The sequence below is a fragment of the Paraburkholderia sp. XV genome, from assembly GCF_020177535.1.
GTDB lineage: Bacteria > Pseudomonadota > Gammaproteobacteria > Burkholderiales > Burkholderiaceae > Paraburkholderia > Paraburkholderia caribensis.
In genome coordinates this window covers 37,259-62,970 of the sequence record NZ_JAGUUD010000022.1, presented here as the reverse complement: position 1 = coordinate 62,970, position 25,712 = coordinate 37,259, and the positions used below count along the sequence as shown (strand labels likewise).

General features: G+C 63.2%; 26 protein-coding genes. 12 read left to right on the top strand and 14 right to left on the bottom strand.

Annotation, left to right across the window (positions count from 1 at the left end):
• The first annotated feature begins 42 nt into the window (after window positions 1-42).
• The 8 genes from KFO72_RS14150 to KFO72_RS14115 all read left to right on the top strand — a co-directional run bounded on the left by KFO72_RS14150 (window position 43) and on the right by KFO72_RS14115 (window position 5,742).
• Complete coding sequence (locus KFO72_RS14150; RefSeq protein ID WP_225032395.1) at window positions 43-1,575, top strand: DUF1800 domain-containing protein; 1,533 nt, start codon at window positions 43-45, stop codon at window positions 1,573-1,575.
• A gap of 2 nt (window positions 1,576-1,577) precedes the next feature.
• Window positions 1,578-2,738 (top strand): DUF1501 domain-containing protein, encoded by a 1,161-nt coding sequence (locus tag KFO72_RS14145; RefSeq protein ID WP_225032394.1) that lies wholly within the window; start codon window positions 1,578-1,580, stop codon window positions 2,736-2,738.
• A 65-nt stretch (window positions 2,739-2,803) separates the two neighbouring features.
• Window positions 2,804-3,034 (top strand): YXWGXW repeat-containing protein, encoded by a 231-nt coding sequence (locus tag KFO72_RS14140; protein WP_082433968.1) that lies wholly within the window; start codon window positions 2,804-2,806, stop codon window positions 3,032-3,034.
• Window positions 3,035-3,176: 142 nt separating this feature from the next.
• Entirely contained in the window at window positions 3,177-3,662 is a 486-nt protein-coding gene (locus KFO72_RS14135; RefSeq protein ID WP_054933106.1) for a VOC family protein, read from the top strand.
• A gap of 92 nt (window positions 3,663-3,754) precedes the next feature.
• Complete coding sequence (locus KFO72_RS14130; protein WP_054933135.1) at window positions 3,755-4,231, top strand: VOC family protein; 477 nt, start codon at window positions 3,755-3,757, stop codon at window positions 4,229-4,231.
• Window positions 4,232-4,334: 103 nt separating this feature from the next.
• Complete coding sequence (locus KFO72_RS14125) at window positions 4,335-4,859, top strand: GNAT family N-acetyltransferase (protein ID WP_225032393.1); 525 nt, start codon at window positions 4,335-4,337, stop codon at window positions 4,857-4,859.
• A 257-nt stretch (window positions 4,860-5,116) separates the two neighbouring features.
• Window positions 5,117-5,389, top strand: a complete 273-nt coding sequence (locus tag KFO72_RS14120; RefSeq protein WP_035999527.1) for an AbrB/MazE/SpoVT family DNA-binding domain-containing protein — start codon at window positions 5,117-5,119, stop codon at window positions 5,387-5,389.
• An 8-nt stretch (window positions 5,390-5,397) separates the two neighbouring features.
• Window positions 5,398-5,742 (top strand): type II toxin-antitoxin system PemK/MazF family toxin, encoded by a 345-nt coding sequence (locus KFO72_RS14115; RefSeq protein ID WP_225032392.1) that lies wholly within the window; start codon window positions 5,398-5,400, stop codon window positions 5,740-5,742.
• Between the two features lie 12 nt (window positions 5,743-5,754).
• Here KFO72_RS14115 and KFO72_RS14110 read toward each other — a convergent pair whose 3' ends face one another.
• Window positions 5,755-6,474: a GNAT family N-acetyltransferase gene (locus tag KFO72_RS14110; protein WP_225032391.1), complete on the bottom strand. Its 720-nt coding sequence runs from the start codon at window positions 6,472-6,474 to the stop codon at window positions 5,755-5,757.
• A gap of 216 nt (window positions 6,475-6,690) precedes the next feature.
• On the opposite strand from KFO72_RS14110, the gene KFO72_RS14105 reads away from it, so the two are divergent.
• From KFO72_RS14105 to KFO72_RS14095, 3 genes are all read left to right on the top strand, one after another.
• Entirely contained in the window at window positions 6,691-7,905 is a 1,215-nt protein-coding gene (locus KFO72_RS14105; protein WP_054933103.1) for a DUF2252 domain-containing protein, read from the top strand.
• Between the two features lie 244 nt (window positions 7,906-8,149).
• Window positions 8,150-8,476 (top strand): hypothetical protein, encoded by a 327-nt coding sequence (locus KFO72_RS14100; protein WP_035999537.1) that lies wholly within the window; start codon window positions 8,150-8,152, stop codon window positions 8,474-8,476.
• Window positions 8,477-8,633: 157 nt separating this feature from the next.
• Entirely contained in the window at window positions 8,634-9,218 is a 585-nt protein-coding gene (locus tag KFO72_RS14095; protein ID WP_054933102.1) for a flavin reductase family protein, read from the top strand.
• Window positions 9,219-9,226: 8 nt separating this feature from the next.
• Here KFO72_RS14095 and KFO72_RS14090 read toward each other — a convergent pair whose 3' ends face one another.
• From KFO72_RS14090 to KFO72_RS14030, 13 genes are all read right to left on the bottom strand, one after another.
• Complete coding sequence (locus KFO72_RS14090; RefSeq protein ID WP_225032390.1) at window positions 9,227-10,072, bottom strand: AraC family transcriptional regulator; 846 nt, start codon at window positions 10,070-10,072, stop codon at window positions 9,227-9,229.
• Window positions 10,073-10,162: 90 nt separating this feature from the next.
• On the bottom strand, window positions 10,163-10,522 hold the full coding sequence (locus KFO72_RS14085; RefSeq protein WP_225032389.1) for a nuclear transport factor 2 family protein: 360 nt from the start codon (window positions 10,520-10,522) through the stop codon (window positions 10,163-10,165).
• Entirely contained in the window at window positions 10,519-11,988 is a 1,470-nt protein-coding gene (locus tag KFO72_RS14080) for a DHA2 family efflux MFS transporter permease subunit (protein ID WP_225032388.1), read from the bottom strand. Before KFO72_RS14080 ends, KFO72_RS14085 begins: the two co-directional genes overlap by 4 nt.
• A 130-nt stretch (window positions 11,989-12,118) precedes the next feature.
• The gene (locus KFO72_RS14075; RefSeq protein WP_225032387.1) at window positions 12,119-12,790 is read right to left on the bottom strand and encodes a glutathione S-transferase; all 672 of its coding nucleotides are present in this window, start codon (window positions 12,788-12,790) and stop codon (window positions 12,119-12,121) included.
• Window positions 12,791-12,912: 122 nt separating this feature from the next.
• Window positions 12,913-14,136: a dienelactone hydrolase family protein gene (locus tag KFO72_RS14070; RefSeq protein ID WP_225032386.1), complete on the bottom strand. Its 1,224-nt coding sequence runs from the start codon at window positions 14,134-14,136 to the stop codon at window positions 12,913-12,915.
• 75 nt (window positions 14,137-14,211) lie between these two features.
• Window positions 14,212-15,852 carry an AMP-binding protein gene (locus KFO72_RS14065; protein WP_225032402.1) on the bottom strand — a complete coding sequence of 547 codons (1,641 nt, stop codon included), beginning with the start codon at window positions 15,850-15,852 and terminating at the stop codon, window positions 14,212-14,214.
• 67 nt (window positions 15,853-15,919) lie between these two features.
• Entirely contained in the window at window positions 15,920-16,318 is a 399-nt protein-coding gene (locus KFO72_RS14060) for a RidA family protein (RefSeq protein WP_054933095.1), read from the bottom strand.
• A complete protein-coding gene (locus KFO72_RS14055) occupies window positions 16,315-16,758 on the bottom strand; it encodes an acyl-CoA thioesterase (protein ID WP_060604390.1) in 444 nt (147 codons plus the stop codon). Before KFO72_RS14055 ends, KFO72_RS14060 begins: the two co-directional genes overlap by 4 nt.
• Window positions 16,755-17,951: an acyl-CoA dehydrogenase family protein gene (locus KFO72_RS14050; RefSeq protein ID WP_225032385.1), complete on the bottom strand. Its 1,197-nt coding sequence runs from the start codon at window positions 17,949-17,951 to the stop codon at window positions 16,755-16,757. Before KFO72_RS14050 ends, KFO72_RS14055 begins: the two co-directional genes overlap by 4 nt.
• 2 nt (window positions 17,952-17,953) lie before the next feature.
• On the bottom strand, window positions 17,954-18,805 hold the full coding sequence (locus KFO72_RS14045; RefSeq protein WP_062916030.1) for an enoyl-CoA hydratase family protein: 852 nt from the start codon (window positions 18,803-18,805) through the stop codon (window positions 17,954-17,956).
• A gap of 30 nt (window positions 18,806-18,835) precedes the next feature.
• On the bottom strand, window positions 18,836-19,393 hold the full coding sequence (locus KFO72_RS14040) for a MarR family winged helix-turn-helix transcriptional regulator (protein WP_060604385.1): 558 nt from the start codon (window positions 19,391-19,393) through the stop codon (window positions 18,836-18,838).
• A complete protein-coding gene (locus KFO72_RS14035) occupies window positions 19,390-20,169 on the bottom strand; it encodes an SDR family NAD(P)-dependent oxidoreductase (RefSeq protein ID WP_060606992.1) in 780 nt (259 codons plus the stop codon). Before KFO72_RS14035 ends, KFO72_RS14040 begins: the two co-directional genes overlap by 4 nt.
• The gene (locus KFO72_RS14030) at window positions 20,169-22,541 is read right to left on the bottom strand and encodes a bifunctional salicylyl-CoA 5-hydroxylase/oxidoreductase (protein WP_060604384.1); all 2,373 of its coding nucleotides are present in this window, start codon (window positions 22,539-22,541) and stop codon (window positions 20,169-20,171) included. Before KFO72_RS14030 ends, KFO72_RS14035 begins: the two co-directional genes overlap by 1 nt.
• Window positions 22,542-23,331: 790 nt before the next feature.
• On the opposite strand from KFO72_RS14030, the gene KFO72_RS14025 reads away from it, so the two are divergent.
• A complete protein-coding gene (locus tag KFO72_RS14025; RefSeq protein WP_225032384.1) occupies window positions 23,332-25,512 on the top strand; it encodes a TonB-dependent siderophore receptor in 2,181 nt (726 codons plus the stop codon).
• Window positions 25,513-25,712 lie beyond the last annotated feature (200 nt).

Sequence of the window (25,712 nt, the reverse complement as noted above, 5' to 3'; positions counted from 1 at the left end):
ATGCACATCCAACCACGCACGACAGGCGAGACGGGAGCGAGCATGGCCAATTCACCTGCCACCACGGCGCCGCCGTTGAGCGCGGCGGCGATCGCGCTGAACCGTTTCGGCCTTGGCGCGCGCGCCGACGAAGCGCCACCGGCGAACGCGAAGAACTGGTTGCTCGCGCAGTTCGACGCCTATCAGCCGATGCCTGCAGCATGGGCCGCGCAACCGACATCGCTGGCGATCGCCGCCGAGCTGGCCGACGAACGCCGGCAGGCGATGGCGAATCCGGCAACGAACGCAACGAACGCAACCAACGCCACAGCGAGCGGCGCGAATGCCGCCAGCGCGCCGAACCTCGCCAGCAACGCGGCGGACGCGCGCAAAGCCGCCCGTCAGGCCGCGAACAACGCGCAGCGCATGGAAACGCGCGACACGTACCGCGCAGCCGTGAACGCGCGCGTCGTGAGCGCGCTGACGACGCCCGCGCCGTTCGTCGAAAGGCTCGTGCACTTCTGGTCGAATCACTTTGCGGTGTCCATCGACAAAGGCCGCGTCGCGCCGTTTGCCGGCGCGTTCGAAGCGGAGGCGATCCGCCCGCACGTGCTCGGGCGCTTCGAAGACATGCTGGTGGCCGTCGAGCGCCATCCCGCGATGCAGCTTTTTCTCGACCAGACGCGCTCGGTCGGACCCGATAGTGTCGCCGCGATGCGTGCCGCGCAGCGCAATCCGAACCGCAAGCCCGGACTCAACGAAAACCTCGCACGCGAAATCATGGAACTGCACACGCTCGGCGTGCGCAGTGGCTACACGCAGGAAGACGTCACCGAGTTCGCGCGCGCCATGACGGGCTGGAGTATCGCGGACGCGCAAGGTCCGCAGCCGAACAACCCAGGCACTGCCAACACCGCGCCGCCGGGCGCATTCATGTTCCGCCCGCAACTGCACGAGCCGGGCACGCGGACCATCATGGGCCGCCGCTACGATCAGCCGGGCGAAGGGCAAACGCTCGCGGTGCTGCACGATCTGTCGAGCGCGCCCGCCACCGCCACGCATATCGCGACCAGGCTCGCGCGCCACTTCGTCGCGGACAATCCGCCGCCCGACGTGGTCGACCAGCTGGCGACGGCGTTCATGCGCAGCCGCGGCGATCTGCCCACGGTTTATCGCGCGCTGATCGACAGTGACGCTGCGTGGTCGCCCGTTGCCGTCAAGTTCAAGTCGCCGTGGGAATGGACCATTTCGTCGATGCGCGGCCTCGGCATGCACAACTTGAACGACGGCGAGCGCCTCGTGCAGATGGCGCCCGTGCTGACGCAACTTGGCCAGCAGGTCTGGCGTCCGGGCTCGCCGGCCGGCTACGACGACATTGCCGCGAGCTGGGCCGCGCCCGATGCGCTCGTGCGGCGTGTCGAGATCGCGCAGCGTTTCGCGGCACGCGTCGGCGACCGGCTCGATGCGCGCGCGCTCGGCCAGACGCTGACGGGGGGTTCGCTCAGCGAGCCGACGCAGCTCGCCGTGTCGCGCGCGGAAAGCGCCTCGACGGCGCTCGCGCTACTGCTCGTCTCGCCCGATTTCCAACGGAGATGACCATGCTCACTCGCCGCCGTTTCGTGCGCATCGCCGCCGCTGGCGCGGGCGCGATGCTCGTCGCACCGCAGATCGCGTTCGCGCGCGTCGCGACCGACCGCCGCTTCGTGTTCGTGATCCAGCGCGGCGCCGCCGACGGGCTGAACATCGTCGTGCCGTACGCAGACCCTGCCTATGCGTCGCTGCGAGGCGCGCTGGCCGTCGACACGTCGGCTTCGACGAAGCTCGACGGCACGTTCGCGCTGCATCCGTCGCTCGCGCAGATCGGGCAGATGTACGGGCGGCGCGAGGCGCTGTTCGTGCATGCCGTCGCATCGCCGTATCGGGACCGCTCGCATTTCGACGGACAGAACGTGCTGGAGACGGGCGGAACGGCCGCGTATCAGGTGAAGGACGGCTGGCTCAATCGGCTCGTCGGCATGATGCCGGGCGCCAGGTCGACGACGCGCGAGAACGCGATCGCGTTCGCGCCGACCGTGCCGATGGCGTTGCGCGGTGCGGCGAACGTCACGTCGTATGCGCCTTCCGGGCTGCCGCAGGCGCCCGACGATCTGCTCACGCGCGTCTCGCAGCTCTACGAGCAGGATGCGCAGTTGCGTCCGCTGTGGGAATCGGCGATGGCGGCGCGCGGTCTCGCTGGCGATGCGGGCGCGCGCCAGGACCCGGCGAGTCTCGGCAAGCTGGCGGCCGGGTTTCTGTCGCGCGAAGACGGGCCGCGTATCGCAATGATCGAAACGGGCGGCTGGGACACGCACAGCGCGCAGATGCCGCGCCTCGCCGCACAGCTCAAGGCGCTCGACACGATGCTCGCTGCATTGCGCGACGGACTTGGACCGGCGTGGAGCAAGACGACGGTGCTGGTCGCCACCGAGTTCGGCCGCACGGCTGCGGCGAACGGAACGGGCGGCACGGATCACGGCACGGCTTCCGTCGCAATGGTGATCGGCGGCGCGGTGGCGGGCGGGCGCGTCGTCGCCGACTGGCCGGGCTTGCGGCAAAGCGATCTGTACGAGGCGCGCGACCTGAAACCGACGGCCTCGCTCGATGCGCTGATTTCGGGCGTCGCAAGCGACAGCCTCGGGCTCGATCCGCACCGGACTTCGCGCACGCTGTTCGCGCAAGCGGGCAGCACGCGGCCGATGACGGGCCTGATTCGCGTGTAGGCCGCGCGAGCCTGATTTAACAATCGGGCCAGTCAGTATTCGATCAACAGGGAGATAACTCGACAATGAACGTCTTGAACTTGAAATCAACGAAACTGCGCGGGCTGCTGGCGGCCGCGCTCTGCGCATCGACGCTGTCCGCCTGCTACGTCGAGCCCGTGAGGCCGGCGGAGCCCGCGCCGGTCGCCGAGGTGATTCCTGCGGCGCCTGCGCCGGGGTATAGGTGGGTGAAGGGTCACTATCGCTGGGAAGGCAATCACTGGGCATGGGTGCCGGGGCATTGGCGGCCCGTTTGACCGCCGCTCGATCCGGTTCGAAAAAATAATCGGTTGCGTGTGTCGATCTGAAGATGGCTTACTCGTCGTAGTGATGAAGACTCGCTGATCGGGCGAAACTTCGTCACTCATGAAACTCTTCTCTTCACTCAGGAGACACGACATGTCCACGCCAGCCGTCAAGCCCATCCCCGAAGGGATGCACACGTTGACACCGCACATCATCGTCGCGGGCGCGGCCGAAGCAATCGAGTTCTACAAGAAAGCGTTCAATGCAGTCGAGCAGGTGCGCCTGCCCGGTCCCGGCGGCAAGGTGATGCATGCGCAGCTGAAAATCGGCGATTCGACGCTGATGCTGGTCGATGAAATGCCCGATTGCGGCAACGGGGCGTCGTTCGGGCCGAAGGCGCTGAAGGGCACGCCCGTCGTGCTGCATCTGTACGTCAAGGACGCGGACGCCACCATCGCACAGGCCGCGTCAGCGGGCGCGAAGGTCATCATGCCCGCCACCGACATGTTCTGGGGCGACCGTTACGGCCAGGTCGAAGATCCGTTCGGCCACCGCTGGTCTGTCGCGACGCACCAGCGCGACGTCACGCCCGCCGAAATGCAATCGGCGATGGAGCAGATGGCGCAAGGCCGTCAATAACCGTTGCCGTGGGCGCGTGATTCCATGTGCGGGGTGCGTCGCGCATTTCGCCGCACGCTGCCGCGCCCGATACGACCATCCAAGGAGATGTGATGGACAAGATTGCGACGTGCCTGTGGTTCGACGGCAATGCGGAGGAAGCCGTCCGGTTTTACACGGGCATTTTCGGGAATTCGAGCATCGGCGACATCACGCATTACGGCGACGCGATGCCTGGCAAGGCCGGAGAGGTGCTGACGATCACTTTCCATCTGGAAGGCCGCGAATTCCTCGCGTTGAATGGCGGCCCGCAGTACACGTTTTCTCCGGCGATTTCGATGTTCGTGAAGTGCGAATCGCAAGAGGAAGTCGACAGGTTGTGGGACAAGCTGCTCGAAGGCGGCGGCTCGCCGGTGCAATGCGGCTGGCTGACGGACCGTTACGGCGTGTCCTGGCAAATCGTGCCGACCCAGATGATGAAGATCCTGACGGACAAGGATCAGACCAAGGTCCAGCGCGCGATGCAGGCCATGATGCAAATGGTGAAGCTCGACGTGAAGGCGCTCGAAGCGGCTTTCAACGGGCCTTGATGTCTGTCGGGCGTGGCGCGCCGCGTGATTGGCTTTTGCTGCGGCGCGCGTATCTGCGATCATCGGCGCTTTCCTCCTTGCCGGCTCCTGCCGGATATGCGCGATGAATCCTTCTGTCCTCGAGTTTGAAACCGATCGTCTGATCTTGCGTCCTCATGTTCGCGAGGACTTCGACGAGAGTTATGCGCTGTGGTCCGATGAGACCGTTACGCGCTTTATCGGCGGGAAGCCGTTCAGCCGGGAAGAAGTGTGGACGCGGCTGCTGCGCTATGCCGGGCACTGGGCGTTGCTCGGCTACGGCTACTGGGTGATCCGTGAGAAAAGCAGCGGCCGCTTCGTCGGCGAAATCGGCTTTGCGGACTACCAGCGCGAGATCGAGCCGCCGCTCGGCGCACCCGAGATCGGCTGGGTGTTGATGCCGTCGATGCATGGTCTCGGCTATGCGACGGAAGCCGTGCGCGGCGCGCTGACATGGGCCGATGCGAAATGGCCGCAGCGTGAGACTGTGTGCATCATCGCGCCGGACAACGTGGCGTCGCGGCGGGTGGCGGCGAAATGCGGCTACGTCGAGACGCGGCAGGCGACGTACAAAGGGCATGCGACTGGGGTGTTTTGCCGCGCTGTCTAAGAGTTTTTCGGGCCTTTCCTAGGCTTCCTATATCTTCCGGCCGAATTGTTCGAGGCCGCCGCCGATGCGAAATTAGCTACGCGAATGCATCGGTCATCTGAACCACCCAATCGCACGTAGATACAGCGTTGACACATCAACTCGCGCCGCGTAGCATCACAGTATCTACATTGTAGATACGCGCGGCGCTTCTGCTCCCTCGTGGGCTTTCAAAGGAGGCAATCGTGTATCTGGATTTCTCGGGCGAAGGTGGGGCTATGGCTATTCAGACAATCAAACGGTGGGGCAACAGTCTTGCGGTGCGCATTCCCGCAAGCCTGGCGGACGAACTGCACCTGCGCGAAGATCAGGAAGTCGACATGGTGGTGGCGGATGGGGCGCTCGTCGCAACGCCTGCCATCAGGACGTTCAATTGGGACGAGTATCGCGAGCAACTCGCGGCGCGGCCCGGCGACGTGCATCCGACCATCAATCCTGGCGTGGCGGTGGGCTCCGAACTTGCCGATCCGACAGGCCAGGACGACTGGTAAGGAGCAACATGAAGAACGGCGTTCCCGAAATCGGCGATGTCTGGTGGATCAGGCTGGAACCCGTGGTTGGGCACGAGCAGGGCGGTAGTTATCCTCGGCCCGTGGTCGTGTTGTCGCACTACGAGCACAACGGTCCGGCGCAGCGCATCGTCGCGGTGCCGTGCACGTCGAAAATACGCGGCTTTGCGACGGAAATTCCCGTCTCCGCGTTGCCAAAGCCATGCGTCGCGCTGATCGACCAGATCACGACGCTCGACTGGGTGGCGTGGCGCGGTGAATTCAGGGAAGAGCGGATCGCGCAGCCTGAACTGGACGCGATTCGCCGCAGTTTGAAAGCATTCCTGATGATGTAACGGTGTCCCGTGTTACGGGCGTTGTGCGGCAATGCACGCCTGCAACGAGCGGCGCTGCGTGCCTTGCGCGTCGAAGTTCGCTTCGTCGAGCCATTGCGCGAAACCGGCGCGCAACGCCGGCCATTCGCTGTCTATGATCGAGAACCACGCCGTATCGCGGTTTCGGCCTTTATAGGTCACGGCCTGACGGAAGATGCCTTCGTACGTGAAGCCGAAGCGGGCCGCCGCGGCGCGCGAAGGCGCATTCAGCGCATCGCATTTCCATTCGAACCGCCGGTAGCCGAGTTCGTCGAATACGCGCTGCATCAACAGGAAGAGGGATTCCGTTGCCATGCGCGTCTTTTGCAGACGCTGCGAAAACACGACGAAGCCGACTTCGATTACGCCGTTCGCCTTGTCGATGCGCATCAGCGAAAGCGTGCCGATGGCTTTGCCTGTCGCGAGATCGATGACGGCGTGATGCAGCGGGTCGGGGGAAGCCGCGCAGGACGTGAGGAAGTCGCGGTACGCTTCGCGCGTGTCGAACGGGCCTACCGGAAGATAGGTCCAGTCGCGGCCGTCGGGCGCGGCGCTGTAGGCCTCGTACAGGTCATCCGCGTGGCGTTCGACGTCGACCCGTTCCAGCCGGCAGTAGCGGCCTGTCATCGGCTGATCGCCGGGCGCCCTGGCGGGCTGCCACTGTGGCATGGGTTCGCCGATAGCCTGGCCGTATTCGTTGACTCGTTGCACCACGTCATTCTCCCGTCGCGTGTACCGCTGAAGTATGCCAAGCGGGCACGATACGGCAAAGGCTGCGCGCCCGTAAGAACCAGGTGAGCGCGATTCGATGGAGCCAGCATCGCGGTGTGTCGCTACCGGCCGTAGAAGGCGCGCGGATTGCGAACGTTGGAAGTGAAAGGCTGTCGGTACAGAATGATCCTGATCATTCCCCATTCGTGAGAGGTCCGCATGCTCGACGTTGCCGATGAAATCGCCCGGTTCAATGCGGGCCGTGACCCCGACCGCCTCGCGATGAAATACGCACGCATGCGCACGTCGCCATTCGTGTTTCTGCGCGGAACCTGTCATCTGTTCTACAAGCGTCTGTCCAAAGGCACGGTGCTGGACGGGTCGCCGCGCGCGTGGATCTGCGGCGACATGCATCTGGAGAATTTCGGCAGCTACAAGGGTGACAACCGGCTCATCTATTTCGACATCAACGATTTTGACGAGGCGTGTCTCGCGCCGTGCCTGTACGAAATGATCCGTTTGCTGTCGAGCGTGCTGGTGGCGGCCGACGACCTGAAGCTGAGCCGCGCCGAGGCGCTCGCGCTCTGCCATACCGCTACCGACGCTTACGCCGCCGCGCTGCGTTTCGGCAAGGCGCGCTGGATCGAAGAGGAGACGGCCGAGGGCATGGTCGGCGAACTGTTTGCGGCTTTGCACCAGCGCTCGCGCGCCGATCACCTGAACCGGCGCACCGAGCTGAAAGGGAAAAAGCGCACGCTGCGCGTCGATGGCAAAAAGGCGCTGTCTGTCACGGGCGAAGCACGCGCCAGGGTCGTCGCGTTCATGAACGATTTCGCGAAACGCGAGCCGAATCCGCAGTTCTACGAGATCATCGACGTAGCGCGCCGCATTGCGGGTACGGGCAGTCTGGGCGTCGAACGCTATGTGATTCTCGTCGAAGGCAAGGGCTCGCCCGACGGCAATTACCTGCTCGACATGAAGCTGGCGTTGCCGTCGGCCACCGCGCCGAACGTTCACACACCACAGCCGAAATGGGGCAGCGAGTCCGAGCGGGTCGTCGAGATTCAGCGGCGCAATCAGGTGGTGTCGCAGGCCTTTTTGCATGCCGTCGAGTTCGAACGGCGGCCGTTCGTGCTGCGCGGCCTCCAGCCATCGGAGGATCGCGTCGCGCTCGATAACTGGAACGGCAAGCTGCCACGGCTGGAGTCGGTCGTGCGCAACATGGCCGAACTGGTCGCGTGGGCGCACTTCCGCAGCAGCGGCAGGCAGACTTCCGCAATCGCCGACGACCTGATCGCGTTCGGCGAAGACAGCAAATGGCAACTGTCGCTGATCGACCTCGCGACGCAGTGCGAAGCGCAGGTGGTCAGCGACTGGAAGGCATACTGCGAAGCCTTCGATCGCGGCGCGTTCAAGCTGAACGCGAAAGCGTGAACTTCGGGTTCGAACGTTCTCGACCTTACGTTCGAAAAATCCGATTATATTGCGGGCTTTACGGCGACATGCCAGATGTGTAAATCTGGTGGTGCGTCGTGTCAAAAGTGCGTGATTTTTTCCGGGGTCTTTCGCCCTGCAAGTCCCGGACCGCGCCAGTACCCGGCGCCGCGAGCGGGCGCGTCACCCGTAAGGCATAAACAATGCCTCCCTATGAGTCACTTCCACGACTGGAGACGGCACTATGGAAATCGAAGCGACCGCATGGTTCCCGCTGGACGACTATGCGCCTGTGCGAGACGGGTGGTACGAGGTCCAGCTGGTGAGCGGCGACACGGCATTCGCTAAATTCATCGAAGGCGGATGGACCGAAAAGCCGCTTCTCGTGTTCACCGCCTGGCGAGGACTGAGCGAAGATCCCGCCCGCGTGGACGAACCGGAAACCATCGACGCGGAAGCGACGGCAGCCGAGGGCGTGCGCGCCGCATGGAACGCCTTCTTCCCCGGCGCGAATGGCGAAGCGCACAAGCCGCTCGACGTCACGCACGGCAAGCCACCGACTACACATTGAATTTGCATCCAGGTGGATCTGCGGGCGGCGCATTGGCGCCGCCGTTTTTTATCCGGTTTCCTGGCGGTTTGCGGGGCCCTTTGCCGCTGCGGCGCGCAACCTTCGTGTTTTGCCCGGCTTCGCTAGAATGCAGCGATCCATATCGCGAAGGCCTCTCATGCAATCATTCCGGCAACCCGTCGATCTGACGCGCGCGACGCGTCTTCTGAACCATGGCCCCGTGACCCTGATCACGAGCGCGCACGCCGGTCGCTCGAACGTGATGGCGGCTTCGTGGGCGATGCCGCTGGATTTCACGCCGCCCAAAGTGGTCGTGGTGATCGATGCGAAGACATTGACGCGGCAACTGGTCGAAGCGAGCGGCGTGTTCGGCCTGCAACTGCCCACGCGCGGCTTCGCGCGCCATACGCTGGCGGTCGGCTCGAACGCCGGCGTCGAAATCGACAAGTTCGCGGCGCTCCAGCTCGCGACGTTTCCCGCCGAAAAGATCGATGTGCCGATGCTGGAAGGCTGCGTGGCGTGGTTCGAATGCAAGGTGATTCCCGACGACGCCCAGCGGCACGATCTGATCCTCGCCGAAGTGGTCGCGTGCTACGCGGACACCCGCGTCTATTCGGACAACCGCTGGCACTTCGGCGACGACCACGACATGCGCACCTGCCATTACGTCGCGGGCGGCACCTTCTTCGAAACGGGCGACACCTTTGAAGTCGAAGCCGCGCCCGTCAGCGGTACGCGCTGATTCGCGCTTCAGTTCCTCAGCGGCAGCCAGATTTCGACGCCGCCCATGCCCGTCACGGGATTGAACTGCTCGCTGTAGCGCTCGAAGTTCGGCGCATCGGCGGGTGCGTGCCCGGATTCCGGCAGCCATTTGTTCCAGATCGTGTTCCACGTGCGGCGTATCGTCGAAATGTGCTCGCTGTGCGTGAACACCGCATAGCGCTGCGCACCGATGCGCACGCGGCTGAGTTCGTCGGGCAAGCCCGAGAAGTCCGCCACTTCGGCGCCGCACAGGTAGTCGAAGTTGCCGGAGTCGTCCGCGTTGTAGCAGACGCCGTACGCGACGCGGCCGACCTGTCCGGGCACCTTGCCAAAGATCGCGTTAAAGCGCTGCCATTGCGCGGGAATGCCCGAACTGCTCTCACAGTGGTAGCGCTCGCTCGATCCCGCGACGAGCAACGCTTTGCCGTCCACGAAACGCGGCGGCTCCAGATGGGCAAGAAGTGATTCATCCATTTTGATCGGCTCCACGAGTGCAAGGTTGTCGAGATGAGCTTGCGCGCGCAACGCTTCGGGCGTGAGCCCGAACTGCTCGCGAAACGCACGCGTGAATGCCTCGTGAGAGCTGTAACCCGCATCGACTGCGACGGCGAGGATATCGGGCGCGCCGCGGGCCAGCTGCCGCGCCGCTTCCGTCAGGCGGCGCGCGCGCACGTAGCGCATCACCGCGTGGCCGGTTGCCGCTTCGAACGCGCGCGACAGATGAAAGCGCGAGACGCAACCGCAGCTGGCGATATCGTCGAGCGACAGTTCCTCGTGGAAATGGCTTTCGATAAACCACAACGCCTTTCCCGCAGGGTTTCCGATCAGGTTCATACGGACTCTCGTTTCGGCATGAACCCAGCATATCGGCTGGACGGATGGCTCATTTGATCGTGCTTGCGGTGTTGCGGATGCGGCGGCCCGTCAATCCGCCGATATGTCTTTCGCAGGCGAGCCGAAATAAACCTGTACTTCGACGATCTTCCCGTTCTCGACCCGGAAGAACTCGGTATTGCGAAACGCCTCGCGATTCACCGGCTTGCACGCGTAACGCACGAATGCTTCGTCGCCTTCGCTGAACAGCTTCTCGATCTGAAAGAACTCGACCTGTTCGTTGAACGGCCAGCAGTGCTCGAAGTATTCGCGGCGGTCGATATGGTCGTCGCGCGGACTGGTGAAATGAAAATCGGCGGCGAGGATCGCTTCGATCGCCGCGCGGTCCTTGTGCTGATACGCCGCGAAGGCGCGGCGAACCAGATCGGGAACATCCGTGGCCTCGCTCATGGCGATTGCTCCATTTGCTGCTTCAACGTGTCGTCGTCGCGCTGCCCTTGTGCGGCGGAGGGTAAGCCGGGCCGCAGCAACGCGCCGCCAATCGTCGCGGCCATGGCCGCGAAAATCGCGCCGACGAGAAACGCAACGTGATAGCCGCTCGCGAGCGCGGCGGGCGTGTCGGCCTGCTGCGCGCCGCTGCCCGCCGATTGCGCGGCCGCGAGACTTGCCAACACAGCGAGCCCCAATGCGCCGCCCATCATGAACGACGTGTTGACGATGCCCGACGCGAGCCCGGAATCCGCAGGATCGACGTCGCTCATTGCGGCCAGCAGCATCGGATTGAAGGCGACGCCCGCGCCGATGCCGAGCAACACCATGCCGGGCAGCACATCGACGACGAAGTGTCCGTCGACGGGCGCGCGCGCAAACAGCAGCAAGCCGAGCGCCGCGAGAAACAGGCCAACGGCGAGCGGCCGCCGGATGCCGAAGCGCATCACCATGCGCGCCGACAGGCCGAGCGAGAAGAAGCCCATGATGAGGTTCGCGGGCAGGAACGCGAGGCCGACTTGCAACGGCGTGTAGCCGAGCACGCGCTGAAGATACAGCGCGGAGATGAAGAACCACGCGAACATCGCCGCCGCCCACAGCACGCCGACCACGTTGGCCGTCGCGACGTTGCGCAACGTAAAGAGCTTGAGCGGCATCAACGGATGCGCGACGCGTGCCTCGATGATGAGAAACGCGCCGAGCAGCGCCAGCGCGACGACGATCAGGCCGACGGTTTGCGCGGATAGCCAGCCCGCCTCGTTGCCGTTGACGATTGCGTAGACAGCCAGCATCAGTGACGCAGTCACCGTTGTCGCGCCCGCCACGTCGAGCCGTTCCCCGTGCGCGTGCCCGCGGCCTGCGGGCATCAGTGCGATACACGCCCCATACACGGCGATGCCGATGGGCAGATTGACGAGGAAGATCCAGTGCCAGCTCAGCAGATTGGTCAGCAATCCGCCGAGCAGCACACCGATGCTGCCGCCGCCCGCGCACACAAAGCCGTAGACGCCCATCGCCTTGGCCCGCTCGCCCTCTTCGGTGAACAGATTCATGATCAGCGACAGCGAGACGGCAGACACGACCGCGCCGCCCAGACCTTGAATGGCGCGGGCGCAAACCAGCATGACCTGCGAATTCGCGAGTCCGCATGCGAGCGACGCCAGCGTGAACAGCGTAATGCCAGCGAGGAACAGCTTGCGGTGTCCGTACAGATCGCCGAGCCTGCCTCCTAGCAGCAGAAAGCCGCCAAAGGTCAGCATGTACGCATTGACGACCCAAACGAGCGCGGTTTCGGAGAAGCCCAGATCGGCCGCGATCGACGGCAGGGCGACGTTGACGATCGTCGTGTCGAGCACGATCATCAGCACGCCCATGCAGAGCACGATCAGTGCGAGCCAGCGTTTATTGCCTTCGATGTTATGCGTCATGCGTGCGCGTCCTCCATGGCTGTCGATGCGCGTTCAGTCTAGTCAGCGTTCGCGCCAGACCGCAACCAAAAACCTTGCGCGCACCGCTCTTCTCTAGACGACGATCGAAGGCGGTCGAAATCGACACGGATCAGCTCAATAAATCGTACTTGCCGCCGCGTTCGAGCGCGCGCTGATACGCGGGCCGGGCATGGATCGTGTCGAGAAAGCGGGCGACAGACGGATATTTCGCATCGCGGTTGCCGCGTGCCGTGGCGGCTTCGAGCGGGAAGCTCATCTGGATATCCGCGGCTGTGAATTCGTTGCCGGCGAACCAGCCGGTTTTGCGCAACGAATCTTCGATAAAACTCAAATGCAGCGCGATTTGCGGATCGACAAACGTGGATTGCAATGTCGATGAAATTTTCTTCGCAATCGGCTTCGCGAAGAACGGCATCGGCGCGCTGCCGATGCGCAGCGCCACCAGCTTGAGCAACAGCGGCGGCATTGCCGAGCCTTCCGCATAGTGCATCCAGTATCTGAACTGCTGGCGTTCGGGCGTGCCGGCAGCCGGTTCGAAGCGGCCCTGACCATAACGCTCGAGCAGATACTCGAGGATCGCGGCGGATTCGGCGAGGGTCTGACCATCGTCGGTGACAACGGGCGACTTGCCGAGGGGATGAACGGCGCGCAGTTCAGGCGGCGCGAGCATCGTCTTCGGGTCGCGCTGGTAACGCTTGATCTCGTATGGCACGTCGAGTTCTTCAAGCAGCCACAGCACGCGCTGCGAACGGGAGTTGTTCAGGTGGTGGACGGTCAGCATGAGTGGCGGCGAGTCGCGCGGAGGGGCCGGGTATCGGCGGAGCAAACATCATACGAGGCCGCACGAGAGGGCGGCCTCTATTCATCACGACATCACGACGCTCTACGTTGCGCGAGCAACCATCACGCCGACCACTTGTCGCCCATCAGCTGATTGGACGGCAGCTTTTCATCGAGCAGTTTGCGCGCGCTCTCGATACCCGCAACAGGCAAGCCCTTGGGATCGAGCAAGCCGACCTGCACGAGCACGGAAGCCTGATCCCAATAGATGTGCTCGTTATACAGCTTGTCGCCGCGAAAGCAGACGACAGCGAGCATCGGCACCTCGAAGTACTTGCCCGTCGGCGCGACGCCCGGCAGCAGCCAGTCGATCTCGCAACTATGCGTGCAAGCAAAGATGAATTCATCGACGATACGATCGGAACCGATGGTCCGCGAAATCGGAATCAGCTTCGTGTCGGGTGGATTCGAGTTGACGAAGTGATTCGTATAGAAGCGCTTGAGATTGTCATAACCGACGCCGCCCGTCATGGTCGGCACGTGATTGACATACGGTTGCGCGATCATGGTCGGCATCACGGCTTCGACGTCCCGCGTCGCGAACTCGAAATAGCAGTGCTGTTCCCACAGCGTATTCAGATCGTAGATCGGGCCGAGCACCTTGCGCAGCAGCGCGAGCGTGCGCGAGTACGCCATCATCGCGGCGGGCTTGTCGTATTGCGGGCGCGCGGGCGCGGCGAACGCATGATCGCAGCCGGGATACACATACTGCTCGATGTTGGGATGCGCGCGAAGCGTGGCCATGATCTGCTCGCGCACGGGCGGCGGGCAGTACGCGTCGTTCTCGGGGAAGTGAAACACCATCGGGCAACGAATGTTCTTCACTTCGTCCAGATACGCTTCGAGCCCGACGCCGTAATAGCTCACGGCGCAATCGACGTCCGTGCGCGCCGCCGCGAGCAGCGCGAGCTTGCCGCCCAGGCAATAGCCGATCGTGCCGATCTTGCCCTGTTGCTCGGGCAGCGCGCGCAATGCATCGAGCGTTGCAGCGATGTCCTGCACGGCGAGATCGACATCGAACTTCGCGTGGAAGTCGAGCGCGCGCTTCATGTCGTCGCCGTCGTAGCCGAGCACGACATTCGGCTGCATGCGCCAGAACAGATCGGGCACGAGCACGACGTAGCCTTCTTCGGCATAGCGGTCGGCCGTTTGCTTCAGATAGTCGTTGATGCCGAAGATCTCTTGCAGCAATACGAGGCCCGGACCGGACCCCTGCGCGGGGCGCGCCATGTACGCGTTGAAACGGCCGCCATCGCGAGCGGCGACTTCGATAAAGGAACCGGCCATCAAATGCTCCTCGATTGTGGGACGACGGGGACTGCGCGCGTCACAGGTCGCCGTTATCGAATGAAGCGTGAAGCGCTACATCGCACGCAAAGCGAACCGCTTGAGCTTGCCGGTTTCCGTGCGGGGCAGCGCGTCGGTGAAGGCGACGACGCGCGGATACTTGTACGGCGCAACGGTATTCTTCACGAATTCCTGCAACTCCGCGACCAGTTTCTCATCGCCGCGATAGCCCGCATTGAGCACGACGAACGCCTTCACGATCTGTCCGCGCGTCTCGTCCGGTACGCCGATCACGCCGCATTCGGCGACGGCCCGGTGCTGCATCAGCACGCTTTCCACTTCCGGGCCGGAGATGTTGTAACCCGCCGAGACGATCATGTCGTCGGCGCGCGCCTGATAGAACACGTAGCCGTCGGCGTCGAGATAGACGGAGTCGCCGGGCATGTTCCAGCCGTCACGCACGAACTTCAACTGACGGTCGTCGGCGAGATAGCGGCAACCGGTCGGCCCGCGCACGGCGAGCTTGCCGAGCGTGCCGGTGGGCACGGGCCGCATGTCGTCGTCGACGGCTTGCACGATGTAGCCAGGCACGGCCTTGCCGATTGCGTGCGGGCGCACATCGTGTCCCGCCGACGAAATGAAGATATGAATCAGCTCAGTGCCGCCGATACCGTCGATCATCTCGATTCCGCTCGCTTCGCGCCACAGTTCGCGCGTCGAGTCGGGCAGCGCTTCGCCTGCGGACACGGTCTTTTTCAGCGACGCCATGTCGAAGCGCGGAATCAACGGCGCCATCTGCCGATAGAAAGTCGGTGCGGTGAACATCACGGTTGCATGAAAGCGCTCGACGTTTTGCAGCAGCGTTTCGGGCGTCTGCTTTTCGATCAGCACCGTCGATGCGCCAGCGCGCAACGGGAAACACAGCAGCCCGCCCAGGCCGAACGTGAACGCAAGCGGCGGCGTGCCGCAGAAGATGTCGTCGGCGGTAGGCTTCAGGATGTAGCGCGGGAACAGATCGCACATCGCCAGCACGTCGCGATGGAAGTGCATGCAGCCCTTCGGTGCGCCCGTCGTGCCGCTCGTGAAGGCGATCAGACAGACGTCGTCGGCGGCTGTGTCGCAGGCCTTGAATTCGGCTGGCTTCGATGCCGCCAGTGTTTCGAGCGAACCCGCTGCGTCGTCGTCGTGAAAGATCAGCGTGTCTTTCAGGCCTTCACAAAAGTACTCGTCGCCTTGCGTCGTGCAGCGCGCGAGTTCTTCCGTCAGACGTGTGTCGCACAGCGCCGCGCTGATTTGCGCCTTGTCGATGATCTGCTTGAGTTCTTTTGCGCGCAGCAACGGCATGGTCGGCACGACGATGAGACCCGCCTTCAACGCCGCGAGAAACGCGACGGCCATCTGCAACGTGTTCGGCCCGCGCAGCAGCACGCGGTTGCCCGGCCGCAAGCCCATCTCGTCGATCAGCACGTGTGCGCTGCGGTTGACCATTGCGAGCAGTTCGCCGTAAGTGGTCGCATGCGGCTTGCCGTCGATGTCGGACCAGATCGCAGGTCGGTCGCGATGCCCGTTTTCGACGGCGCGATCGAGCAGTTCAGTCGCGCAGTTGAAACGCGCCGGATAAGCGACGTCCGGATTGTCGAGCAGGAACACAGGCCATTGATCCTGCGGCGGCAAGTGATCGCGCGCGAAAGTATCGACGTGAGCTGACGGTTCCATCATGAAACTCCCCTGCCATACGTGCGTGATGTGCGAAATGGTTTGGACTGTGCGACTCGAACGCGGCCTAGTCGGTAATCACGGCTGTTGCTTCGATTTCCACTTTGGCGTCGTCCTCGATCAACGCGACGACCTGAACGGCGCTCATCGCGATGTCGTAGTCGCCGATCAACTCGCGAAACGCCTGGCCGATCTCCTTGAGCGACGCGAGGTACTCGCGCTTGTCGGTGACGTACCACGTCATGCGCACGAGGTGCCCGGGTTGTCCGCCTGCTTCGCGCAGCACGGCGAGCACGTTGCGCAGCGCCTGGATTGCCTGTTCGGCGAAGCGCTCGCTCGTCATGCGCGCTTCTTCGTTCCAGCCGATCTGTCCGGCGATGTACACCTGCGTGCCGCTCGCCGCCACACCATTGGCATAGCCCTTCGGCTTGACCCAGCCTGCAGGCAGAAGCGATCGTTTTTTCATGAGCGTTGCTCCTCGGATTGAACGGCGTGCGGCGCGAATGCCGCGAGCGCGGCGGCGATGTCGTCGGGAATGTCGATCGACTGGCCGCTTTCCAGCGATGTCGTCACCAGCACTTGCGCCGAGCGAAAGCGCACTTCATCCGCGCAACGCGCGACGATCGCGACGCCGATCGAACGGCGTCCGATGCGCGTGACGTCCAGCGCAAGCGTGATCGTTTCGCCCATGCGGCTTGGCCTCGAAAACTCGCAATCGAGCTTCACGATAGGCAGCCCGACGCGGCGCGTCTGGATCATGTGCGCGTAGTCGATGGCAAGACGCTCGTTGAACCACTCTTCGACGAGCATGTTCGTCATCACCAGATACTGCGGAAAGTAGACGATGCCGGCCGGATCGCAATGTGCGAAGCGGATGCGCATCGGCATGTCGAACGTTGCGCTCATGATTCGCGTTCCTGCTGCGCAGCCGCGTGCGCCTTGAGCAGATCGCGTCCGACGATCAGTTGCTGCACTTCCGTCGCGCCTTCGTAGATGCGCAGCGAGCGAATCTCGCGGTACAGCCGTTCGACTGTCGTGCCGCTTTGCACGCCCATGCCGCCCCACAGTTGCACGGCGGCGTCGATGACCTGCTGCGCGCCTTCGCTCGCGTGCCACTTCGCCATCGCGGCTTCGCGCGTGATGCTTTCGCCCTGGTCGCGTAGCCACGCGGCGCGATAGACGAGCAACGCGCTACTGTCGATCGTCAACGCCATCTGCGCTAGCCTGGCCTGCGTCAACTGAAAATCGCCGAGCGTCTGGCCGAACATCTTGCGCGACGCGGCGCGTTCCAGGCCTTCCTGCAAGGCGCGCCGCGCAAAGCCCAATGACGCCGCCGCAACCGACGTGCGGAAGATATCGAGCGTGCGCATCGCGATCTTGAAGCCTTCGCCAGGCGCGCCGAGCATCTGGCTGCGCGGCACGCGTGCATTGGCGAAATGCAGACGCGCGAGCGGATGCGGTGCGATCACGTCGATGCGTTCGGCGATCTCCAAACCGGGCGTGTCGGCATCGACGATGAATGCACTGATGCCGCGGGCCCCCGGTGCTTCGCCTGTTCTTGCAAACACGACGTAGAAGTCGGCGATACCTCCGTTCGAGATCCATGTCTTGTCGCCGTCGAGCACATAGCTGTCGCCTTGTGCACGCGCCTGCAAGGCCATTGCCGCAACATCGGAACCCGCGTGTGGTTCTGACAGCGCGAACGCGGCGATGGCTTCGCCTTTTGCGACGCGCGGCAAATAGCGCGATTTCTGTTCATGCGTGCCCGCCAGCGTGATCGCGCCCGAACCGAGCCCTTGCATGGCGAGCGCGAAGTCCGCGAGGCCGTCGTGTTTCGCAAGTGTCTCGCGCAGCAGACACACGGCGCGTGTGTCGATCGTGTCGCCATGCCCGCCGTATTGCGTACCGCCGACGCCATACTTCAACCAGCCCGCTTCGCCCAATGCGCGCACGAGCTGGCGGCAGGTCGTGTCGGCGTCGTCATGCGGCACATGCGCGAGATGCTGCACGGCCCATGTTTCCATTGCTTCGGCCAGTTTGCGATGACGCGCCTCGAAGAACGGCCAGGCCAACGCGCTGTGAGGATCGTTGGGCTTCACAGTCAGTCTCCTTCGAACACGGGACGCGATTTCGCCGCAAACGCGCGATACGCGCGCTCGAAATCGCGCGTCGTCATGCAGATGGCCTGCGCCTGCGCTTCCGATTCGATCGCTTCGTCGATGCTCATGCTCCATTCCTGGTGCAGCATCTTCTTGGTGACGCCGTGCGCGAACGTCGGGCCGGCGGCGAGATCGGCGGCGAGCTTCGATGCTTCGTCGAGCAGCGCTTCCGGTGCGCACAGGCGGTTGTAGAAGCCCCACGCGTAAGCTTCCTCGCCGCTTGCCGAGCGCCCCGTGTACAGCAGTTCGGCCGCGCGCCCCTGGCCGATAATGCGCGGCAGGATCGAACACGCGCCCATGTCACAACCGGCAAGGCCCACACGCGTGAACAGAAACGCGAGCTTGCTGCGCGCGGTGGCGAGGCGCATGTCGGAGGCCATCGCGAGAATCGCGCCGGCGCCTGCGCAGACGCCGTCGACGGCCGCTATGATGGGTTGCGGGCAATGCCGCATCGCTTTCACGAGGTCGCCTGTCATGCGCGTGAAGAGCAGCAGTTCGGGCATCGGCAGATCGATCAGCGGCGCGATGATGTCGTGCACGTCGCCGCCCGAGCAGAAGTTGTCGCCTGCGCCGTGCATGACGACGACCTTCACGTCGGTTGCATAAGCAAGTTGCCGGAACAGATCGCGCAACTCCGCGTACGATTCGAACGTCAGCGGGTTCTTGCGCTCGGGGCGATTCAGCGTGATCGTCGCGACGCCCGCGTTGACGGACCAGCCGAAGTGCTTCGCCCCATACGCGGCGAGCGTCGTGCGATTGCCGGCTAGCAGGGCTTCGGCAGCGGATCGGGTCATCGTTGTCTCCTCTTTTGCGGATGTCGCGCGTCAGCTTTTGATCGTGTTCAGCAGATGCTGCTTGAGCTTGCCGAGCTTCTGATGCGTGTGCGATTTCTCATCGAGATCGAGGCCGCCGAACATCTCGACCACCCACTGCTCATGTGCGACGGCCATTTTGTCGAACAGCGCGCGGCCTTCAGGCGTGAGACGCACGCTGATCGAACGGCGGTCGTTCGGATCGGTGTCGCGCGCGACGAGCCCTTCTTTTTCCAGTTGATCCGTGATGCCGGTGATATTGCCGCCCGTCACCATCAGGCGGCGCGACAGTTCCGTCATCTTCAGACCTTCGGGATGACGCTCCAGCTGCGCCATCAGATCGAAGCGCGGCAGCGTCGTGTCGAACTCGTTGCGCAGACGTTTGCGCAATTCCGCTTGCACCAGGTTGGTCGTCGTCAGCATGCGCAGCCACAGACGCAAACCCATGTGGCTGTCCGCGCCCGTGCTCATTTCCATGTCCACGACGTTCTCCGCGGGTTTCGCAATGCCTTTGCGCGCCGGTTTGTTCTCGGCGGCGTCGGACGTTTTCTTCTTTGCAATATTGCTCATGTGACTTCTCCGCCTGAAACGGAAACAGATTGACCTGTGATGGATTCGGAGCCGGGCATGCACAGCCACAGCACGGCATTCGCGACTTCGGCGGGCGCGACGAAGCGGCGCTGCGGGTTGTTGCGCACGAGAATGTCGCGCGCTTCCTGCTCGCTGCGGGAAGTCTTCGCGGTGATCTGGTCGAGCGACGCGCGCAGCAATTCTGTTTCCGTGTAGCCGGGACATACGGCGTTGACGGTGACGCCCTTCGTCGCGACTTCGAGCGCGAGCGAGCGTGTGAGGCCGATCACTCCATGCTTGGCCGCGCAGTAAGCGGCGACGTACGCGTAACCGATCTGTCCCGCCGTGCTCGCGACGTTGACGATGCGCCCGTAGCCGCGTTCGAGCATCGACGGCAATACGGCGCGCGTGCAGAGAAACACGCCCGTCAGGTTGACGTCGAGCATGCGTTGCCACAGCGCCATATCGGTGTGCGCGAAGGGTGACGCTTGCGCCTGGCCGGCGTTGTTGACGAGCACATCGACCGGACCTGCAATCGACGATGCTTCAGAAAATGCCTTGTTTACAGCGCTTTCGTCGCACACGTCGACGCTGACGCAGGCCGCGATCTCGCCATATGCGCCCAAGGTTTCGCGCTGCGCGGCAAGACGTTGCGCGTCGCGTCCCATCAGCGTGACGCGAGCGCCTGCGCGAACGAGCGCTTGCGCCGTTGCTGCGCCGATGCCGCTGCCGCCGCCCGTCACGACGGCGTGCTTTCCTGCAAGGGTGTTGTTCATCAAACCGTTCCCTCCGCGCGTTGCGCGCGTTCGAGCGGTGAAAGCCGCGCACTCTCGGCGGCTTGCGCCCGCTCGCGTTCGTAGTTGCGTTCGAGCTGCGACTTGGCTGCCGTGTATTGCTTCGGCCAGTTGACGTCGAAGTAGCCGATCTTCGCCGCCTCGTTCAGCGTCCACGACGGATTCGCCAGATGCGGCCGCGCGACCGCGCACAAGTCCGCGCGGCCTGCTGCGATGATGCTGTTCACGTGATCCGCCTCGGAGATCGCCCCGACCGCGATCGTCGCGATGCCCGCCTCGTTGCGGATGCGATCGGCGAACGGTGTCTGGAACATGCGTCCGAACACCGGCTTTTCTTCCTTGCTGACCTGACCCGACGAGACGTCGATCATGTCCGCGCCCGCCGCCTTGAACGCGCGTGCGATCTCGACGGCGTCGTCGGGCGTCGTGCCGCCGTCGACCCAGTCGTGCGCGGAAATTCGCACTGAGATGGGCTTGTCCTGCGGCCAGACCTTACGCATCGCAGCGAACACTTCAAGCGGGTAGCGCAGGCGATTCGCGAGCGAGCCGCCGTATTCGTCAGTGCGATGATTGGTGAGCGGCGAGAGGAAACTCGACAGGAAATAGCCGTGCGCGCAGTGCAATTCGAGCCAGTCGAAGCCGGCTTCCGCAGCCATTTCCGTAGCGCGCACGAATTGCGTTTCGATCTCGCGCAGTTCCGCATGGGTCGCTTCGCGCGACCATTGGCTCACGCCGCGCAAGTATTGCTGCGGCGATGCCGACACCAAAGGCCAGTTGTCGTCGGGCAAGGGCTGATCGATGCCTTCCCAGCTGACGCGCGTCGAAGCCTTCGCGCCTGCGTGGCCGAGCTGCATGCCGATCTTCGCATCGGATTGCGCGTGCACGAACTGCACAATGCGGCGCCACGCGGCGAGATGCGCGGGCGTGTACATGCCGGGGCATCCCGGCGTGATGCGCGCTTCGGGCGACACGCACGTCATCTCGGTCATCACGAGTGCCGCGCCGCCCATCGCGCGTGCGCCGAGATGCATCAGGTGATAGTCGCCCGCGACGCCGTCGACAGCCGAATACTGCGCCATCGGCGAGACGACGATGCGGTTCTTCAACGTCACGCCGCGTAGTTTGAACGGCGTGAACATGGGCGGGACGGAGCGCTGTTCGGGCGCGCGTTCGATGCCCGCGCGAGCCGCGAGCCAGTTTTCGAATGACGAAAGGTAGCCGGGATCGCGCTCGCGCAGGTTCTCGTGCGAAATGCGCTGCGAGCGCGTCAGCAGCGAATACGCGAACTGCTCCGGCTCGAAAGCGGTGTAACGGTCGACATGCTCGAACCATTCCGTCGAATTGCGCGCGGCGTTCTGGATGCGCAGCACGTCCACGCTGCGCACTTCCGTGTAGTGCGCGAGTGCGGCGGCGAGATCGTGCGGATGTGCGTCGATGCTGTTCGCGAGTTCGATCGCGTCTTCGAGCGCGAGCTTGGTGCCCGAGCCGATCGAGAAATGCGCGGTGTGCGCGGCGTCGCCCATCAGTACGACGGGTACGCGTTTGCCGTCGGCGCCCGTTTTCCAGTGCGCCCATTCGCGATTGACCACACGCGGAAAGCGAATCCATTGCGACGAGCCGCGCAGATGGCTCGCGTTCGACATCAGCGGATGGCCGTCGAGGTACTTCGCAAAGAGTCGCTCGCAGAATGCGATGCCGTCTTCCTTGCTCATTTCGTCGAGTCCGGCCGCGCGCCAGACGCGCTCGGGTGTTTCGACGATGAACGTCGATGTCTGGTCGTCGAAGCGGTACGCGTGCGCCTGGAACCAGCCCCATTCGGTCTTTTCGAATGCGAACGTGAAGGCGTCGAAGAGCTTGTTCGTGCCGAGCCACACGAAGCGGCAGTCGCGCATGTCGATGTCGGGTTGATAGGTCGCGGCGTATTTCTGGCGGATGGCGCTGTTCAGGCCGTCGCTGGCGATGATGAGATCGGCGTCGTAATCGTCGTCGTTCGTGACCTGGGTTTCGAAGACCAGCTTCACGCCGAGTTCTTCGCAACGCGCTTGCAGGATGTTCAGCAGCCGCTTGCGGCCGATGCCGCAAAAGCCGTGTCCCGACGAGCGTACTTTCGCGCCGCGAAAGTTGATTTCGATGTCGTCCCAGTGGTTGAACGCGTCGAGGATCATGTCGGCGCTCCTGGCGTCGGCGGCGCGCAGATTGCCTAGCGTCTGGTCGGAGAACACGACGCCCCAGCCGAAGGTGTCGTACGGCCGGTTGCGTTCGACGACGACCACCTCGTGCGCCGGATGCCGGTGCTTCATCAACAACCCGAAATACAGCCCAGCCGGGCCGCCGCCGATACAGACAATGCGCATGCTGGTTCCCCAACGTGTGTGCTCGGCTTTACTTTAGGTTTTGATAGTTTAGGTGTCAAGTAAATTTCGGCGAAAAGGCGGAGCGAGACCTCGGATGTGATCCGGGAATAAAGGTGTCAGTTGCCTTGGCGAGTGTGGAAGGGCGTGCGCGAGTTTTTTGCGTTTCCCGGTCCGGGCGTCACCCAGCGTTCGACAACCACGCCACAAGTCGAACCATGCCGATAACCGCACCGGCGCCCACGATAGTGAATCCGGCGGCGCGGCGGATATATCGTCCGGCGCTGCCGCATCGCCGGTCGGCCTGCGTATTCCTGCCGTTGAACCAGACGTTCATCATTTCGCTCCCTGTGTCCCATCAACGGGTCTGGACATACATCGCCCGACTGTCACGGGCGCACGGACACGACAAGCCATAACAGTTTGTACTCCGAACAATGCCGCACGGCCAACGGTGACGAAAACACGGTGCCCGCCATCGGATGTCAGGTGTCGCAGGGTGTGCTGGAGGTGACAAACACGCACGTCGCTCCACTATGCCACATATTTTTCGTAAATGCGAATGACTCGCATTTGATAGATTGGGTAAGAAACGTGGCTTACCTGCTCGAGAGCCGCCACCAGTGGGCGTAAGCGCCAACGCTGCGCGCGAAAAACACTGTGGTGCGGCGACGACTATGTGTCCTGGCCGGGCAAATTCAATTGCAATTGCGAATCGTTGTCATTACCATTCACCCGAAATTTCGCCACCGTTTACATCAGGTGTTTCGTAACCCGCCTGCCATAACAACGAATGAAGATTCTGAAGTCTGACCACCACGCGCTGTCTTCTCACCGTATTTCCCGTTACCAGCCGGTACTCGGCGCAGCGCTGCTCATCAGCGTCGGGATTGCGCTATCCGCTGCATCGTCGCGCGTTCACGCGGAGGACGCCGTTGCCGCAGACGCGACGCTGCCAACCGTCAGTGTCAAGGCGTCGGCGGATAGCGATGGGGCGCAGCCCGACAAGATCAGTGCTGGCGCGCTCGGCACGCTCAAGCAGGTCGACACGCCTTTTTCGACGCACGTCGTGACGAGCGAAGAGGCGCAGGATCGGTTCGCCAACACGGCCAACGACCTGTTCCAGTACGACCCCGCAGTATCGATCACGAGCACCAACGCCGTCGGCGAAAACTCGATGTTCAACGTGCGCGGCCTGCCGATCGACACGCTCAACAGCATCAAGGTCGATGGTCAGAGCTTTCCGTCGTGGGATGCCGATCTCGCGCTTGAGCCGTTCGAGCAGGTGGAACTGCTGAAAGGGCTGTCCGGCTTCATGTACGGATTTGGCTCGCCGGGCGGTATCGTCAATTACGTCCTGAAACGTCCGACCGCCACGCCGTATCGCAGCTTTTCGGTGGGGTATCAGTCGGCGGGTGTGTTCAGCGAGAAGCTCGACGTCGGCGGCCGCTTCGGCACGGATGACCGCTTCGGTTACCGCTTCAACCTCGTCAACGAAGAAGGCAATACGGCCGAGGCGAACGGTCATCTGCGACGCCAGGTGGCGTCGGCGGCTCTGGACTTCCGCATCACGCCGGACCTGACCTGGTCGGTCGACGCGTTCTACACGAAGCGTAAGCAGGAAGGCACGATCTTCGGCCTGATGTTCGGCTCGGACGCGGGCGGCATTCCTGACGCGAGCAAGGTGACGCACGACCTGTCGCAGCCGCAGAACTACTACCAGGTCGAGATGGCTTCGTTCGGAACGGGTCTCGACTACCGTCTCTCGGAGAACTGGCACGCGAGCGTGAAGTACCGCTTCGCGAAGGAAAACCGCACGAACTCGGACAGTCTGCTGTACGTGTACGACACGGCCGGCAACTACTCCAACACGCTGTATGCGGCGATGACGCGATACTTCTATCAGAACGTCGATGCAATGGTGGAAGGCAAGTTCAACACGGGCAGCGTCAAGCACGATGTCGTGTTCGGTGCAGGATACCAATCGCAAGTCACCGAGTACGACAACAGCGAAGGCTGGAACGACGGGTATAGTCTCGGCGTCGGTAACATCTATAGCAGCACGTTCCTGACCAATGCGGACGTGCATATCGGCGAGAACCTCTACAGGCGGTCCCGCACGACACAGGCCGCGCTCTATGCGAGCGACACCGTGCAGTTCACGCCGCGCATTTCGGCGCTGCTCGGCTTGCGCTATACGCAGTTCCATCAGTTCACCTACGACCCGACGGGCGCGACCACGGCGAACTACAGCGCGTCGCCCGTGACGCCGACTGTGGCGTTGATGTACAAGACGGACCCGTATTCGACGCTCTATGTCAGCTATGTCCAGTCGCTCGAGCAAGGCGGTTCGGCTGCGAACACCAACCTCAACTACCCGGCGACATTTGGTCCGCTGCGCAGCAAGCAGTACGAAGTGGGCTTCAAGACGGATCGCAGCAAGTGGGGCGCGAATCTGGCGCTGTTCCGCGTCGATCAGGGCTACAACTACACGAACTCCGCCAACATTTTCGTTCAGGACGGCACCAAGCGTTATACGGGCGTCGACGCGAGCGGCTGGCTTCAGCTCGCCAGCGACTGGCGCGTGATGGGCGGCGTGATGTGGCTCGATACCAAGGCCGTCGATATCGACGATCCGACCATCGAAGGCAAGCGCATCTATGGCGCGCCGCGATGGACGGTGACGGGCCGTGTCGAATACAACCCGTCGTACATGCGTCGCCTTACGCTGGCATTCGGCGGCCGCTATGTCAGCGATATGGCCGTGGACGCCGCCAACACGCAATTCGTGCCGGCATATACCGTGTTCGATCTGAGCGGCAAGTATGAAACGCGTATTGCGGGGAAGGAAGTGACGTTCCGCGCGGGTATCAACAACCTCTTGAATCGCCGTTACTGGACGACTGCGTGGGGCTACTACGTTAGCCCGTCCGCGACGCGCACGGCAGTGGCTAGCGCGACGATGCAGTTCTAGGCAGGCCGCCGCGATAGTCAGCGATACGAAAGCGCCGGGCACACAGTTTCGTGTGCCTGCCGCTTCTGACACTATTGCTTCTGATGCGTCCGACGCATCTGACAGCACGCCACCAATCTATCTTGTCCGAACGTCAATCCACCGGTTGACGCTTCGTATACAGCCGAACGTCCGTCACTGACCGACACCTTAGTCAGCTT

Excerpts from the sequence above, each read along its gene's own strand:
- KFO72_RS14135 (WP_054933106.1), top strand. The coding sequence starts at position 3,177 with ATGTCCACGCCAGCCGTCAAGCCCATCCCCGAAGGGATGCACACGTTG.
- KFO72_RS14105 (WP_054933103.1), top strand. The coding sequence starts at position 6,691 with ATGCTCGACGTTGCCGATGAAATCGCCCGGTTCAATGCGGGCCGTGAC.
- KFO72_RS14115 (WP_225032392.1), top strand. The coding sequence starts at position 5,398 with ATGAAGAACGGCGTTCCCGAAATCGGCGATGTCTGGTGGATCAGGCTG.
- KFO72_RS14025 (WP_225032384.1), top strand. The coding sequence starts at position 23,332 with ATGAAGATTCTGAAGTCTGACCACCACGCGCTGTCTTCTCACCGTATT.
- KFO72_RS14030 (WP_060604384.1), bottom strand. The coding sequence starts at position 22,541 with ATGCGCATTGTCTGTATCGGCGGCGGCCCGGCTGGGCTGTATTTCGGG.
- KFO72_RS14095 (WP_054933102.1), top strand. The coding sequence starts at position 8,634 with ATGCAATCATTCCGGCAACCCGTCGATCTGACGCGCGCGACGCGTCTT.
- KFO72_RS14140 (WP_082433968.1), top strand. The coding sequence starts at position 2,804 with ATGAACGTCTTGAACTTGAAATCAACGAAACTGCGCGGGCTGCTGGCG.
- KFO72_RS14085 (WP_225032389.1), bottom strand. The coding sequence starts at position 10,522 with ATGAGCGAGGCCACGGATGTTCCCGATCTGGTTCGCCGCGCCTTCGCG.
- KFO72_RS14040 (WP_060604385.1), bottom strand. The coding sequence starts at position 19,393 with ATGAGCAATATTGCAAAGAAGAAAACGTCCGACGCCGCCGAGAACAAA.
- KFO72_RS14065 (WP_225032402.1), bottom strand. The coding sequence starts at position 15,852 with ATGGAACCGTCAGCTCACGTCGATACTTTCGCGCGCGATCACTTGCCG.
- KFO72_RS14150 (WP_225032395.1), top strand. The coding sequence starts at position 43 with ATGGCCAATTCACCTGCCACCACGGCGCCGCCGTTGAGCGCGGCGGCG.
- KFO72_RS14080 (WP_225032388.1), bottom strand. The coding sequence starts at position 11,988 with ATGACGCATAACATCGAAGGCAATAAACGCTGGCTCGCACTGATCGTG.
- KFO72_RS14070 (WP_225032386.1), bottom strand. The coding sequence starts at position 14,136 with ATGGCCGGTTCCTTTATCGAAGTCGCCGCTCGCGATGGCGGCCGTTTC.
- KFO72_RS14130 (WP_054933135.1), top strand. The coding sequence starts at position 3,755 with ATGGACAAGATTGCGACGTGCCTGTGGTTCGACGGCAATGCGGAGGAA.
- KFO72_RS14120 (WP_035999527.1), top strand. The coding sequence starts at position 5,117 with ATGGCTATTCAGACAATCAAACGGTGGGGCAACAGTCTTGCGGTGCGC.
- KFO72_RS14075 (WP_225032387.1), bottom strand. The coding sequence starts at position 12,790 with ATGCTGACCGTCCACCACCTGAACAACTCCCGTTCGCAGCGCGTGCTG.
- KFO72_RS14035 (WP_060606992.1), bottom strand. The coding sequence starts at position 20,169 with ATGAACAACACCCTTGCAGGAAAGCACGCCGTCGTGACGGGCGGCGGC.
- KFO72_RS14145 (WP_225032394.1), top strand. The coding sequence starts at position 1,578 with ATGCTCACTCGCCGCCGTTTCGTGCGCATCGCCGCCGCTGGCGCGGGC.
- KFO72_RS14060 (WP_054933095.1), bottom strand. The coding sequence starts at position 16,318 with ATGAAAAAACGATCGCTTCTGCCTGCAGGCTGGGTCAAGCCGAAGGGC.
- KFO72_RS14125 (WP_225032393.1), top strand. The coding sequence starts at position 4,335 with ATGAATCCTTCTGTCCTCGAGTTTGAAACCGATCGTCTGATCTTGCGT.
- KFO72_RS14100 (WP_035999537.1), top strand. The coding sequence starts at position 8,150 with ATGGAAATCGAAGCGACCGCATGGTTCCCGCTGGACGACTATGCGCCT.
- KFO72_RS14055 (WP_060604390.1), bottom strand. The coding sequence starts at position 16,758 with ATGAGCGCAACGTTCGACATGCCGATGCGCATCCGCTTCGCACATTGC.
- KFO72_RS14090 (WP_225032390.1), bottom strand. The coding sequence starts at position 10,072 with ATGAACCTGATCGGAAACCCTGCGGGAAAGGCGTTGTGGTTTATCGAA.
- KFO72_RS14045 (WP_062916030.1), bottom strand. The coding sequence starts at position 18,805 with ATGACCCGATCCGCTGCCGAAGCCCTGCTAGCCGGCAATCGCACGACG.